This is a genomic window from Microbacterium sp. ET2 (assembly GCF_030347395.1).
GTDB lineage: Bacteria > Actinomycetota > Actinomycetes > Actinomycetales > Microbacteriaceae > Microbacterium > Microbacterium albipurpureum.
The window spans coordinates 2894044-2907277 of sequence record NZ_CP128170.1 but is presented as its reverse complement, the minus strand read 5'-3'; the positions used below and the strand labels follow the sequence as shown (position 1 = coordinate 2907277).

Annotated in this window: 11 protein-coding genes; 5 read left to right on the top strand and 6 right to left on the bottom strand. The window is 71.8% G+C overall.

Going from position 1 to position 13234, the window contains the following annotated elements; translation table 11 throughout:
- Positions 1-173 precede the first annotated feature (173 nt).
- From QSU92_RS14105 to QSU92_RS14090, 4 genes are read right to left on the bottom strand one after another with little or no spacing between them, the layout of a single operon-like run.
- Complete coding sequence (locus QSU92_RS14105) at positions 174-1244, bottom strand: hypothetical protein (protein ID WP_289262781.1); 1071 nt, start codon at positions 1242-1244, stop codon at positions 174-176.
- Positions 1223-2476 carry a sensor histidine kinase gene (locus QSU92_RS14100; protein WP_289262780.1) on the bottom strand — a complete coding sequence of 418 codons (1254 nt, stop codon included), beginning with the start codon at positions 2474-2476 and terminating at the stop codon, positions 1223-1225. The genes QSU92_RS14105 and QSU92_RS14100 overlap by 22 nt, the downstream gene beginning before the upstream one ends.
- Entirely contained in the window at positions 2460-3140 is a 681-nt protein-coding gene (locus tag QSU92_RS14095; RefSeq protein WP_289262779.1) for a response regulator transcription factor, read from the bottom strand. The genes QSU92_RS14100 and QSU92_RS14095 overlap by 17 nt, the downstream gene beginning before the upstream one ends.
- A gap of 9 nt (positions 3141-3149) precedes the next feature.
- The gene (locus QSU92_RS14090) at positions 3150-4457 is read right to left on the bottom strand and encodes a class I SAM-dependent RNA methyltransferase (RefSeq protein ID WP_289262778.1); all 1308 of its coding nucleotides are present in this window, start codon (positions 4455-4457) and stop codon (positions 3150-3152) included.
- Between the two features lie 50 nt (positions 4458-4507).
- Here QSU92_RS14090 and QSU92_RS14085 point away from each other — a divergent pair, with 50 nt between their 5' ends.
- Both QSU92_RS14085 and QSU92_RS14080 read left to right on the top strand, forming a co-directional pair.
- Positions 4508-5158, top strand: a complete 651-nt coding sequence (locus QSU92_RS14085; RefSeq protein ID WP_289262777.1) for a Maf family protein — start codon at positions 4508-4510, stop codon at positions 5156-5158.
- Between the two features lie 93 nt (positions 5159-5251).
- On the top strand, positions 5252-7021 hold the full coding sequence (locus QSU92_RS14080) for an acetyl/propionyl/methylcrotonyl-CoA carboxylase subunit alpha (protein ID WP_289262776.1): 1770 nt from the start codon (positions 5252-5254) through the stop codon (positions 7019-7021).
- Between the two features lie 295 nt (positions 7022-7316).
- On the opposite strand, the gene QSU92_RS14075 is transcribed toward QSU92_RS14080, so the two are convergent.
- Complete coding sequence (locus tag QSU92_RS14075) at positions 7317-8438, bottom strand: alpha/beta hydrolase (RefSeq protein WP_289262775.1); 1122 nt, start codon at positions 8436-8438, stop codon at positions 7317-7319.
- Positions 8439-8467: 29 nt separating this feature from the next.
- On the bottom strand, positions 8468-9922 hold the full coding sequence (locus QSU92_RS14070) for an NAD(P)H-quinone dehydrogenase (protein ID WP_289262774.1): 1455 nt from the start codon (positions 9920-9922) through the stop codon (positions 8468-8470).
- Positions 9923-10003: 81 nt separating this feature from the next.
- Between QSU92_RS14070 and QSU92_RS14065 the strand changes: the two genes are divergently transcribed.
- From QSU92_RS14065 to QSU92_RS14055, 3 genes are read left to right on the top strand one after another with little or no spacing between them, the layout of a single operon-like run.
- Complete coding sequence (locus QSU92_RS14065) at positions 10004-10837, top strand: purine-nucleoside phosphorylase (RefSeq protein ID WP_289262773.1); 834 nt, start codon at positions 10004-10006, stop codon at positions 10835-10837.
- A complete protein-coding gene (locus tag QSU92_RS14060) occupies positions 10834-12549 on the top strand; it encodes a phospho-sugar mutase (RefSeq protein WP_289262772.1) in 1716 nt (571 codons plus the stop codon). The genes QSU92_RS14065 and QSU92_RS14060 overlap by 4 nt, the downstream gene beginning before the upstream one ends.
- Positions 12546-13151 carry a GNAT family N-acetyltransferase gene (locus QSU92_RS14055; protein WP_289262771.1) on the top strand — a complete coding sequence of 202 codons (606 nt, stop codon included), beginning with the start codon at positions 12546-12548 and terminating at the stop codon, positions 13149-13151. Before QSU92_RS14060 ends, QSU92_RS14055 begins: the two co-directional genes overlap by 4 nt.
- The last annotated feature ends 83 nt before the right edge of the window (positions 13152-13234 follow it).

Genomic DNA, 13234 nt, shown 5'->3' with positions numbered 1-13234 from the left:
TCTGCGTTCGGCCCGACCGCCCGTCGTCTCTTCGACGGTCCAAGCGGTTTGGCTGCGCGAACGGTTTTCGGGTAACCGTTCGCTCAGGCGAGGGGCGGGCGGCTTCGCCGCCCCTGCCTCCTCTCCCTTCGGGGGATGAGGCAGGAGGAAGCCCCCTGTGTCGCGACCGGAGGTCACCGACCGGGGTGGTCGATCTCACGCCAGAGGTCGACGGCATCCTCATCGGACAGTCCGTTCTCGGTGCCCGAGCGCCCGACGACCGTGACCGCCACGCGGGTATGCGGCGAGGTGCGGATGTAGAGCCGGTCGGATGTGGCCGAACGCAGCGTCTCGGCGAGCTCTGCGCGGATTACCGCGAGCGAGCGTTCATCGATGCCGTCCAGGCCGCCCTCGTCGAGCATCGTCACCGAGGCCCCCCGGCGGCGCAGGCGCTCCACCTCGGCGCGCACGTCGTCATCGAGCAGTCGCGGCCCCCGCATGTCGTCGCGGAGCCTCCCCTCCGCCAGGCGCGCCTGCAGCCGCTCTTCGGGCGTCAGCCGGCCGCCCGTGGCGACCGTGCGCGTCAGGAGCGGTCCCGCGATGGCGAGGGCGCGCTGCACCTGGATGCGCCTCTCACGCTGGCGGGTCAGTTGGGATGCCTGCCACGACGAGGACACCCGCTGCAGCTCGGCGAGCTGCGCGGTATCGCGGGCTGCACGATCGAGCCCCCGGATGAGCAGCTGCGCAACGACCACCCACACCACCGACCCGACGAGTCCGAGCCGGAGGGCATCGAGCGGCCCCATCCACAGAGCGGAGAGCGCGGCGAGGATGGCGGTGCCGACCCAGGCGAAGAGCGGCCGCCGCCGCGCCATCACGATCGTCATCAGCGCCCCGATGCCCCCGAGATACCAGGTGGCGAACGGCTCGGTGCGGATGTCGGCGGCGACCCCCATCGAGATGGCGGCGGGGACGACCACGGCGTTCACGATCGCGAGGAGGGAGATCCAGACCGGAAGGCGCGTGGGTCCGCGCACACCCGCGGTCACGGACGAGTCGACGGGGTCGTCGGTGGTCAGCCGCGGCTCCCAGAAGATGCAGAGCCAGGTCGTCGGAAGATACAGCAGCAGCGCGGCGATCACAAGCGACGGATTCTGAACGTCCTCGGTCCACCAGAGCCCTCGCGCCGCGAGGTATGCGGTGAAGGCGAAGGCGAGGCCGAGCAGGATGCCGCGGACGCTGATCATGTCGTCACCGGCCGCCATTCCAGAGTCACCGTGGTCCCCTCGGGGGTCGGTTCGACGGTGGCGATCCCGCCGACGGCGGCGACGCGCGCGACGATCGACGCCCGGATCCCCAGCCGGTCGTCGGGGATGGCATGCAGGTCGAACCCGTCGCCGGTGTCGGAGACGATGACGGCGACGCGGTCCGCCCGCCCCGACACGCAGACGGAGAGACCCGCGCCGTGGGCATGCTCGACGGCGTTGGCGACGGCCTGGGTCGCTGCGAGGGTGAGCGCGCGGGCGACACGTCCGGGCAGCGGCGGGGTGGCGGGGTCGATGTCACGACTGCGCTCCGGCGCGGCTCCGAGGTTCTCCGCGGCGCGTTCGACGGCCTCGGCGAGCGCGTGGGCGTCGGTGGGCTCGTCGCTTCCCTCCTCCACTCCCTGCTCGGTGTTGGCGAAGCGGGTCAGCGCCTCACGGGCCATCGCCACGGCGAGGGTGCGCTCGCGCTCGGTGTCGGCGCGCTCGCTGGCGATGAGGGCCGCCAGCACGCTGTCGTGCATGAGGGCGGCCACCGCGATGCGCTCCTCCTCCGCGGCGTTGGCCGCCGCGGCACGGGCGTAGCTGGCCACCGCTTTGGCGCGGGCGTCGTCGACGTCGGCGGCGATCCGCCGGAAGACCCGGCCGAGGGTGATGAGCATCATCCCGAGGATGAGGGCGAAGGAGACATCCAGCACGAGCGGGATCCACAGCTGCGGCGCCGCATCGGTCTGCAGGATCCGGACCGAGCCGAAGAACATCGGCACCATCAGCGTCCACGCCACCTGCCACATGAAGGGGACGACGACCACCGACGCGACCGTGGCGACGTTCACCAGGTACCAGATCCAGGGCTGCGTGGTCGGGTCGGACGGCTGACCCACGGTGGCGGCGGGCCAGAGAGCCAGGGCGACGACGTAGCAGATGCAGAACAGCGCGGCGAAGGTTCGCACGGCGCGCCCGAGCGCGCAGGCGATGAGCATGGCCGCCAGCGGCCCGAACGTGAGGATCAACAGCGGCACGTGCCAGCCGGGTGCCTCGTCGCTCGGCCCGAGAGCGGTGACGAAGGCCTGGGCGCCGAGGATGAGGCATCCGATCGCGATCGCGATGGTGAGGATGCGCTCGACCCGTTGCCGGGTGAAGGAGCCGAGGGATGCCGCGCCCTCCGGTCCCTGAGGAATGCGCCCGACCGACTCCGAGGTCACCGAGCGCTGCGCCTCAGCGCCGACGCTCATGGCCGACCGATCCGTCCGCCGCAGGCGGAGTCAGGATGCCGTCCTCGATCGCGCGGCGCATGAGGTCGAGCTTGGTGGGCGCCGGGCGTCCGACCTCGACGTACTTCACCCGCACGCGCGTGATGTTCTCCTTGGCCGTGGAGTACGCCACGCCCAGCCGCTCGGCGACGGCCCGCAACGGCAGGCCCGCCGCGTACAGGCGGAGGACGTCCCGCTCGCGCGCCGACAGCTGGGCGTCGGCGAAGGCACGGTCTCCTTCGATCGCGCTCGCCCACTCGACGTTGTTGAGCGGCTCGCCGCGCGACACCGTGTCGATGGCCGCGGTGACGTCGTCGATGCGCGAGGACTTGCTGACGATTCCGGCGGCTCCCGCCAGCAGCGCCTCGCGCACGGCCTCGGGCCGATCCGCGACGCTGTGGATGATGACGCTCGAGCCGTCGCGGACGAGTCGGCGGACGTTCTCGGAGACCGTCGTTCCGTCGCCGAGTGTGAGATCGAGCACGACGACATCGGCGGGCGAGGAGGCGCTGAACGCCCGCCAGTCGAGGTACGCGGCGACCGAGCTGCCCGAGAACACCACGGTCTGCCCGCCCACGCGGGCGCAGGCGGCCTCCAGCCCGAGGCGCACCGACTCGTGATCGTCGATGAGGGCCACGCGGGTCATGTCAGCACTCTATCCACGGCGCCCCTCGCCGGTGAGCACCGCCACCGCTTCGACGTGGTGCGAGTGCGGGAAGAGGTCGATCGCCTCGACGACGGCGGTGTCGTAGCCGTGGTCGCGGAACGTGCGGAGGTCGCGCGCGAGCGCGACCGGGTCGCATGCGACGTAGACCACGGCGGCGGGCGCGAGCGCAGCGACCGCATCGACGACCTCGCGTCCGGCCCCGGCCCGCGGCGGGTCGAGGAGGATGGTGCCGCGACCGACCGCTTCGGCGTCGGCGCGCGCGAGCCCCTGCGCGAAGCGGAGAAGCCAGCGGTCGACGCGACCGGTCTCGGCGTTCATCGCCGGCCATGCGCGGAGGTTCTGCGCGGCGTGGCCGGTGGCTCGGGGATCGGACTCGACGCTGATCGCCCGGGTGCGCGGGCCGCCGAGGTCACCGAGCGCCGCCGCGAAGAGGCCGACACCCCCGTAGAGGTCGAGGTGCAGGGCGTCGGGATCGAACCCGCCCGACCGGCGCAATGCACCCGTGACGACGTCGGTGAGGGTCTCCGCGGCCAGGCGATGCACCTGCCAGAAGCCCCCCGCATCGACGCGGAACGCACGCTCTCCCACCTGCTCGACGATCGTCTCTCGGACGGAGGGGTCGGCCGGGATCGCCGGGCCGCGGCGCGGGCGCTCCGGACGGGGGATGACGCGCACGCGCCCGTCTGCGGGTCGGACGAGATCCACCCGCCCCGGTGCGAGACGTCCGAGCGATGACATCGCCTCTTCGATCTCGGCGGTCGCCAGCGGCAGTTCGGTGACCTCGACCACGCGGTGACTGCGCACCGCGTACGGCCCCACGGCGCCGCGGGCGTCGACGTGGAGACTCACGCGCGTTCGCCAGCGCGTGGCATCCGGCGTCTCCGCTCCTCCGCGCGCGGTGCCCGCCGGCGCCATCGTGACCTCGCGCTCCGCGCCTCCGATGCGCCGCAGTGCGTCCTTCACCACACGCTTCTTCAGGGCGCGCTGCGCGTCCAGCGCGATGTGTCCGAAGTCGGCGCCGCCGGGGCGATTCGCCGGGGGCGTCGCGAGGTCGGCCTGGCCCCAGACGTGGGGTCGTCGATCGGGTGAGGCACGGGTGACCTCGACGACCTCGGCGCGCCAGAACGCCTTCTTCGAGGTGTCGACGAGCCGCGCGCGGACCTCCTCGCCGGGAAGCGTGTCGGGAACGAATACGACCCGGCCCCGCTCCCCCTCCCCCGCGCCGTGGCGGGCGACGAAGACGCCTCCGTGGGCGACGTCGTCGATGCGGAGAACGAGCTCGTCACCGACTTCCATCCCTCAACCCTATGACCGACGAGGCCCCGCGCCCTCGCTAGCGTGGTGTCATGCGCGTGCTCCTCGCCTCGACGTCGCCCGCCCGTCTCATGCTGCTGCGCAGCGCCGGCATCGAACCTGAGACCCTTGCTCCCGACGTCGACGAGGAAGCCGTCATCGCCGCCGTGGAAGCCGGGGAGGGCCGCACCCTCAGCCCGCAGGAGCACGTCCTGCTGCTCGCGCGACGGAAGGCGGCGGATGTCGCGGCGCGCGTGGTCGCGGACGATCCAGCCTTCGACGGTGTCGTGATCGGCGGCGATTCGATGTTCGAGCTGGACGGCGAGATCCTCGGGAAGCCCTACGAGCCCGCGGTGGCGGTCGCCCGGTGGCGCGCGATGCGCGGCCGCACCGGCGTGCTGCACTCGGGACACAGCGTGTTCCGCATCGCCCCGGGCGCACCCGCCCACGAGGAGCACGCCGTCGCCGAGGCGTCGGTGAGCTTCGCCGCCGACGTCACCGACGACGAGATCGACGCCTACGTCGCCACCGGGGAGCCGCTGCACGTCGCGGGCGCCTTCACCGTCGACAGCCTGGGCGGACCCTTCATCGAGCGGGTCGAGGGCGATCCGTCTACGGTGGTCGGGATGTCGCTGTCGACCCTCCGACGCCTCATCACGCGCCACGGCGTGACCTGGACCTCGCTCTGGGCGAGTCCCGAGTGACGGCACGCGTTGTGGTTGGACGCCCACGTTTCTTCCCGGTTCTTGTACGAACCAGTCAAATGACCGACCATCCGCGTGGGTAGGCTGGCCATCATGCCTCGAATCGCCAAGGTGCTCATCGCAAACCGCGGCGAGATCGCCGTTCGCGTCATCCGTGCCGCCCGCGACGCCGGAAAGGCCTCTGTCGCCGTCTACGCCGACCAGGATCGCGACGCCCTCCACGCCCGCCTCGCGGACGAGGCGTACGCCCTCGAAGGCTCCACGAGCGCCGAGACCTACCTCTCGATCGAGAAGATCCTCTCCGTCGCCCGCCGCTCGGGTGCCGACGCGGTGCATCCCGGGTACGGGTTCCTCGCGGAGAACGCCGACTTCGCCCGCGCCGTCATCGCCGCGGGCCTGGTGTGGATCGGCCCGTCGCCCGAGGCGATCGAGGCGCTGGGCGACAAGGTCACCGCGCGCGCCGTGGCCGAGAAGGTCGGCGCTCCCCTGGCTCCCGGCACGCCGGGGCCGGTCGCCGGCGCCGACGAGGTCGTGGCCTTCGCCGAGTCGGTCGGGCTCCCCATCGCGATCAAGGCCGCCTACGGCGGCGGCGGGCGCGGCCTCAAGGTCGCGCGCACCATCGACGAGGTGCCCGAGATGTTCGAGTCGGCGACCCGTGAGGCCATCGCGGCGTTCGGCCGCGGCGAGTGCTTCGTGGAGAAGTACCTCGACAAGCCCCGGCACGTCGAGACGCAGTGCCTCGCCGACAGCGCGGGGAACGTCGTGGTGGTCTCCACCCGCGACTGCTCGCTGCAGCGCCGCCACCAGAAGCTCGTCGAAGAGGCGCCGGCGCCGTTCCTCAGCGAGGCGCAGAACCGCATCCTGTACGACGCGTCGAAGGCGATCCTCCGGGAGGTCGGGTACCTCGGCGCGGGGACCTGCGAGTTCCTCATCGGCGCCGACGGCACCATCTCGTTCCTCGAGGTCAACACCCGGCTGCAGGTGGAGCACCCCGTCTCCGAGGAGGTGACCGGGCTCGACCTCGTGCGCGAGCAGTTCCGCCTCGCCGAGGGCGAGGAGCTCGGCTACGACGACCCGGTGCCGGTGGGCCACTCGATCGAGTTCCGCATCAACGGCGAGGACCCCGGGCGCGGGTTCCTCCCCCAGCCGGGTCCGATCCACGTGTTCAAGACCTTCGGCGGCCCGGGCCTGCGCCTGGACTCCGGAGTCACCGCCGGCGACAGCGTCTCGGGGGCCTTCGACTCGCTGCTGGCGAAGATCATCGTCACCGGCCGCGACCGCGCGGAGGCGCTGGAGCGCGCACGGCGCGCCCTCGACGAGTTCGAGGTGGCGGGACTTCCCACCGTCCTGCCGTTCCACCGCAAGGTCGTGCGCGACCCCGCCTTCACCGCCGCCGACGGCGCGTTCGGGGTCTACACGCGGTGGATCGAGACGGAGTTCGACAACGACATCCCGCCGTGGGACGGCGAGCTCGACACCCCGGCCGCAGGCGAGGGCCGCCACACCGTCGTCGTCGAGGTCGCCGGAAAGCGGCTCGAGGTCAGCCTCCCCGACCGTGTCGCCACCACCACGTCGCACACCGCCGGCAGACCCGCGGCCGTGCCGCCGTCGCGGCGCTCGCACACCGCCTCGGCCGTCGCGGGCGCATCAGGCGACGCGGTGAAGGCGCCGATGCAGGCGACGATCGTGAAAGTCGCCGTCGCGGAGGGGCAGCAGGTCGTCAAGGGCGACCTCGTCGTGGTGCTCGAGGCCATGAAGATGGAGCAGCCCATCCAGGCGCACAAGGACGGAACCGTCGGCGCCATCAACGCCGACCCGGGCACGACTGTCGCGGCTGGTCACCAGCTGCTGACGATCGCGTAGCGCGCTCGCACGCCGGGAGCGCGCGCGTCGGGCGCCCCGACCCGTCGACTTCTGTCGCGGCCACGTCACGACCCGTCGAAAAACGCTGCCCGGCAGCATCCCGAACCGCACTCATCGACGGGTCGCGGAACAACCGCTCCACGTCGTCGAGTCTGCAGCGACCGCGTTCGGATTCATCGACGTCAGGCGCGGCCGCGTCACGACCCGTCGATTTCTGTGGGAGCCGCTCCACGACCCGTCGAAACCCGCTGCCCGGCGCGACCCTGGGCCGCATTTTCTGACGGGTCGCGACCCGCTACCGCGCGCGACGCTTCGCGAGGAAAGCCGCGGTGCGCTCGAACGCCACGTCTCCCTCGGGCACCTGGACGTCCGGGAAGAAGTAGAACCCGTGCGGCATCCCCTCGGGGAAGTACCCGTCGACCGCGACGCCTACGGCGGCGAGCGCCTCGGCGAACGCCTTCGCCGAATCGACGATCGGGTCATGCGTCCCGGTGGCGAGGAAGGTGGGCGGATAACCGCCGAGGTCGCCGTAGATCGGGCTCGCCAGGGGGTCGGTCCACGGCGTCGTCGGCAGGTAGGCCCCTCGGATGAACCCGAAGAACGCGCTGTCGTAGACAATCCCCCGCGGCGCCTGCGCCTGGAAGGACGGCCACCGCTCCTGGGCGAAATCGACGAACGCGCCGTACATCAGCACCGCGTCGGGCGCGGCGAGCCCGCGCTCGCGCGCGAGGAGAGGCAGCGCCGCGGCGAAGTTCGACCCTGCCGAGTCGCCCGCCACCGCCACCCACGCCGGATCGCCGCCGAGCCGACCGGCGTCGGTGCGCAGCCACGCATAGAGGTCGGCGACGTCGTCGAGAGGTGTCGGGAACGGATACTCCGGCGCGAGCCGGTAGTTGGCCGAGACGACGATCACGCCGTTGTCCTTCGCCAGCCGGCGCGTGATGTAGTCGGTGTCGGCCGCGGATCCGACGGTGAATCCCCCGCCGTGGACGTACAGGATGACGCCGAGCGCGTCCCCCACGGCGACACCCTGCGGGCGGTAGACCAGGGCCGATGCGACCCCGTCGCGGACGGGCAGGTAGACGGTGTCGACGTCGACGTCAGGCACCGCCTCCGCGCCGGTCGGGGGCACGAGAGCAGGGTCGGGCTTGACCCGGTCCTGCCCGATGTAGCCGGTCCGCACCGGCAGGATCATCATGTCGCGCAGCGCCACGGGCTGGCGGTTGTTGGCGATCACCCGGTACGAGGGCATCGCCGGGTCATCCGGGTCGATGTAGCTCAGCCCGTCGATCTCGCGGACGACGGTCACATCGGCCGCGCCGTCGGGAATCGACAGCAGGGCGGGGTCGATCGGACGGGATGCTGCGGGGGCGGCGTCGGCGCTGGACGTCGAGCGCGCCGCGGGATTGATCGGCACGGTGGCAGTCTAGAGGCCCGGGCGGGGCGTCAGACCTGTGCGGCATCCATCGGGCGGTCGACGATGTGCATCGCCCGCGCGGCGTCGGTGATGCTCCCCGACAGCGACGGGTAGACCGCGAACACGCGCGACACCTGATCGACGGTGAGGCGGCGCTCCACGGCGATCGCGATCGGATAGATCAGCTCCGACGCGCGCGGCGCGACGATGACGCCGCCGATGACGGTGCCGCTGCCGCGTCGGGCGATGAGCTTGACGAACCCGTCGCGCACGCCCATCATCTTCGCCCGCGGGTTGGCCGAAAGCGGAAGCTTCAGCACGAGCCCGTCGGCGTCGCCGGAGGTGACATCCTTCTCCTGGAATCCGACCGTGGCGATCTCGGGAGCGGTGAAGATGTTCGAGGTGATGCGCCGCTGCTCCAGCGGGATGACCACGTCGCCGAGCGCGTGGAACACGGCGGTGCGGCCCTGCATGGAGGCGACCGAGGCCAGCGGCACGAAGGTCGTGCAGTCTCCGGCGGCGTAGATGTTCGGCACGCTCGTGCGCGCGACGCGGTTGACCTGGATGTGACCCGAGTCGGTCATCTGCACCCCGGCCTCTTCCAGGCCGATGCCGGCCGTGTTCGGGACGGCACCGACCGCCATGAGGCAGTGGCTCCCCTCGACTACGCGCCCGTCGCCGAGGGTGACGCGGACGCCCTCGCCGGTGTTCTCGACGCTCTCGGCGCGGCACCGGGACAGCACGGTCATCCCCCCCCTCTTGAAGACCTTCTCCAGCACGGCCGCGGCGTCGGCATCCTCCCCCGGAAGAACCTGGTCACGGCTGGAGATGAGCGTGACCTCGGCGCCGAGGTTCATGTAGGCCGATGCGAACTCCGCCCCGGTGACCCCCGACCCCACCACGATGAGGTGCGAGGGGAGGGCGTTCATGCTGTAGAGCTGCGTCCAGGTGAGGATGCGCTGCCCGTCGGGCTTGGCGCTCGGGAGCTGGCGGGGCGACGCACCGACCGAGACGACGAGGGTGTCGGCCTCGACCCTGTCGAAGTCGGTGCCGCCGATGTCGGTGGAGACGATGACCTCGTTGCGTCCCTCGAGGCGACCGTGGCCGGAGATGATGCGCACCCCCGCCTCCACGAGCGAAGCCCGCATGTCGTCGGACTGCTGACGTGCGAGGGAGAGCACCCGCTTGTTCACAGCGGCGAGATTGATCGCGATCTCGGGCTTGAGGGGCTTTCCGCTCTCGCCTCGGGCGAACAGCTGCACGCCGAGGTCACCGGCCTCCGAGATCGCCACCGCGGCGTCGGCCGTGGCGATGAGCGTCTTGGAGGGGACGACGTCGGTGATGACAGCCGACCCGCCGACGCCGGCGCGCTCGACCAGGGTGACTTCGGCACCCAGCTGCGCGGCGGCCAACGCCGCCTCGTATCCACCGGGACCGCCGCCCAGGATCGCCACGGTCTGGGTCCGCTCGAAGCTCAACGACATACCCCCATTCAAACAGCCGCGGACCCTCGCCCGGGGGCGGTGCGGTGGCAGGGTGGCGGATCTGGTCCGTATCGTGACCTTATGCATCGACCCAGCGACCATCCGCTCGACGACCCGAACGCCGATCCGTTCGCCGTCGCCGCCCAGGCGGCCGACGACATCGCTCGCCTCACCGGCGTGGATCACCACGACATCGCCCTCACCCTCGGCAGCGGGTGGGGCAAGGCCGCCGATCTGCTCGGCGAGACCGTCGCGACCGTTCCCGCCACCGAGGTCACCGGGTTCAGCCGGCCGGCGCTGGAAGGTCATGTGGGGACGATCCGCAGCATCCTGACCCCCGCCGGCCGGCGGGTGCTCGTCATCGGGGCGCGCACGCACTTCTACGAGGGCCACGGGGTTCGCCGGGTCGTCCACAGCGTCCGCACCGCCGCCGCGACCGGGGCCCGGATCATGGTCCTCACCAACGGCGCCGGCGGCATCCGCCGGACGTGGAGCCCGGGCCAGCCGGTGCTCATCAGCGACCACATCAACCTCACCGCCGCCTCGCCGCTCGAGGGCGCCACCTTCATCGACCTCACCGATCTGTACTCCGAGCGCCTGCGCGAGATCGCGCGCTCGGTCGACCCGACGCTCGACGAGGGCGTGTACTGCCAGTTCCGCGGTCCGCACTACGAGACGCCCGCGGAAGTGCGGATGGCCGAGCGGATCGGCGGCGACATCGTCGGGATGTCCACGGCCCTCGAGGCGATCGCCGCGCGAGAGGCCGGGATGGAGATCCTCGGGTTCTCGCTGATCACGAACCTCGCCGCGGGCATTCAGACCACACCCCTCAGTCACGAAGAGGTGCTCGAAGCCGGACGCGACGCCGAGCCGGTGATCTCGTCCCTCCTCGCGCGGGTGGTGGAGCAGCTGTGACCGCATCAGCGGGGCCGGACGCGATCGCGCTGGCGCGCGCCTGGCGCGACCAGGACCCCGATGACGAGACCCGCGCCGAACTCGATGATCTGATCACGCGCGCCGAGGCCGCAGACCACGCCGCGAGCGCCGAGCTGACCGACCGCTTCTCGGAGCGCCTCGCCTTCGGCACGGCGGGTCTTCGCGGTGAGCTGGGCGCGGGCAGCAACCGGATGAACCGGGTGCTGGTCTCGCAGGCCGCGGCCGGGCTCGGGGCGTATGTGCTCGCGCAGGCCGCCGGCGGTGGAGTGGCCGGCGATGCCCCGCTGGTCGTGATCGGCTACGACGGGCGCCGGAACTCCGACGTGTTCGCCCGCGACTCCGCCGAGATCATGGCGGGTATGGGGCTTCGTGTCGCGATTCTCCCCCGACTCCTTCCCACCCCCGTGCTCGCCTTCGCGGTGCGCCACCTCGGCGCCGATGCGGGCGTCATGGTCACGGCGAGTCACAATCCGCCGAACGACAACGGCTACAAGGTGTACCTCGGGGGCGTGCACGGCGGGTCGCAGATCGTCGCGCCCGTCGACGCGCTCATCGCCGCCGAGATCCAGCGCGTGGCCGACACACTGCGGGTCGACGAGCTGCCGCGCTCGGACGCGTGGGAGCTCGCCGGCGAGGACGTCGTCGACGCCTACGTCGCCGCGACCGCACGGGTCGCCCCGGCCGGGCCCGGTGCCGCCGGGCTCCGTTGGGTCTACACCGCGATGCACGGCGTGGGGTGGGAGACGCTGTCGAAGATCCTCGCCGCCGCGGGCTACCCCGAACCGGTCCTCGTCGAGCAGCAGACCGCACCCGACGGACGCTTCCCCACGGTGGCGTTCCCCAACCCCGAAGAGCCCGGGGCGATGGATCTGGCGTTCGAGACCGCGCGCGCCGCAGGCGCGGAGCTGATCGTGGCGAACGACCCCGACGCAGACCGGCTCGCGGTGGCCCTGCCCGACACCTCCGCCGAGGGCGGCTGGCGCCGACTCACCGGCAACCAGATCGGGCTGCTCCTCGGCTGGCGTGCCGCGCGCGCGGCGGCGGGCGATGCAGGGCGCGGGTCAGCGGCATCCCTCGCGTGTTCTCTGGTCTCCTCCCCCGGCCTGGAAACCGTCGCCCGCCACTACGGCCTCGACTTCCACGCGACGCTCACGGGGTTCAAGTGGATCTCGCGCGCACCGGGCATCGTCTACGGATTCGAGGAGGCCCTCGGATACCTCGTCAACCCCGAGACGGTGCGCGACAAGGACGGGATCTCCGCCGCGATCGCCCTGCTCGGCATCGTTGCTGACGCCCGCGCCGAAGGGCGCACGCTCGCCGACGTGCTGCGAGAGTTCGATGAGACCTTCGGCTTCTTCGCCAGCGACCAGATCTCGGTGCGGGTCGACGACCTCTCGACCATCGATCGGGTGATGGCGGCACTCCGCGCCGACCCTCCCAGCCGCATCGGCACGGTCGCCGTCGAGCGGTTCGAAGACCTCAGCGAGGGCGTCGGTGACCTACCCCCCGGCGATGTGCTGAGACTGTGGCTCGCGCAGGGCGCCCGGGTCATCGTGCGGCCGAGCGGGACGGAGCCGAAGCTGAAGCTCTACCTGGATGTACGCGGGTCCTCGTCCGCCGACGCCGCCGCGCAGGTCGCCGACCTCGCCGCGGGTGCCCGCGCACTCCTCGCGCAGATCGAGGGGAGATGACCTCCGCTCCCGAGGTCGTGCTGCTGACCGACCCCGTCACTCTCGAGAACGCTCACGTCCGGCTCGAGCCCCTGGCGGCGGAGCACGCCCCCGACCTGCGTCAGGCCGCCGAGGGGCTCGAGCACGCCTGGTACACCTCCGTGCCCTCACCCGCCGGCGTCGATGCCGAGATCGCACAGCGGCAGGCATGGCGGAAGCGCGGCGAGATGAACCCGTGGGCGATCCTCCGCGCTGACACCGGCGTGGCCGTCGGCATGACCACCTTCTGCAACATCGACCAGGCCAACCGGCACGTCGAGATCGGCTACACCTGGCTGAGCGTGGCGGCTCAGCGCACGGCGGTGAACACGGCCGCGAAGCTGCTCCTGCTCGGTCACGCCTTCGAGGCGTGCGACGCGATCGCCGTGGAATTCCGCACCCACTTCCACAACCGGCAGTCGCGCGCGGCGATCGAACGGCTCGGTGCGAAGCTGGACGGTATTCTGCGCAACCACCGCCTCGGGCCAGACGGGTCGCTGCGCGACACCGCGGTCTACTCGCTCCTCCCCCACGAGTGGCCCGCCGCACGGCTGGGACTTCAGGCGCGGCTGCGCCGCGGCTGACCCCGGGCTCCCGCCACCGGGTGCTCCGCCGCCTGTCCCCAACTCCTGCAGAACCGTGGCCGACGCCGCTGTGAACGTCGCCG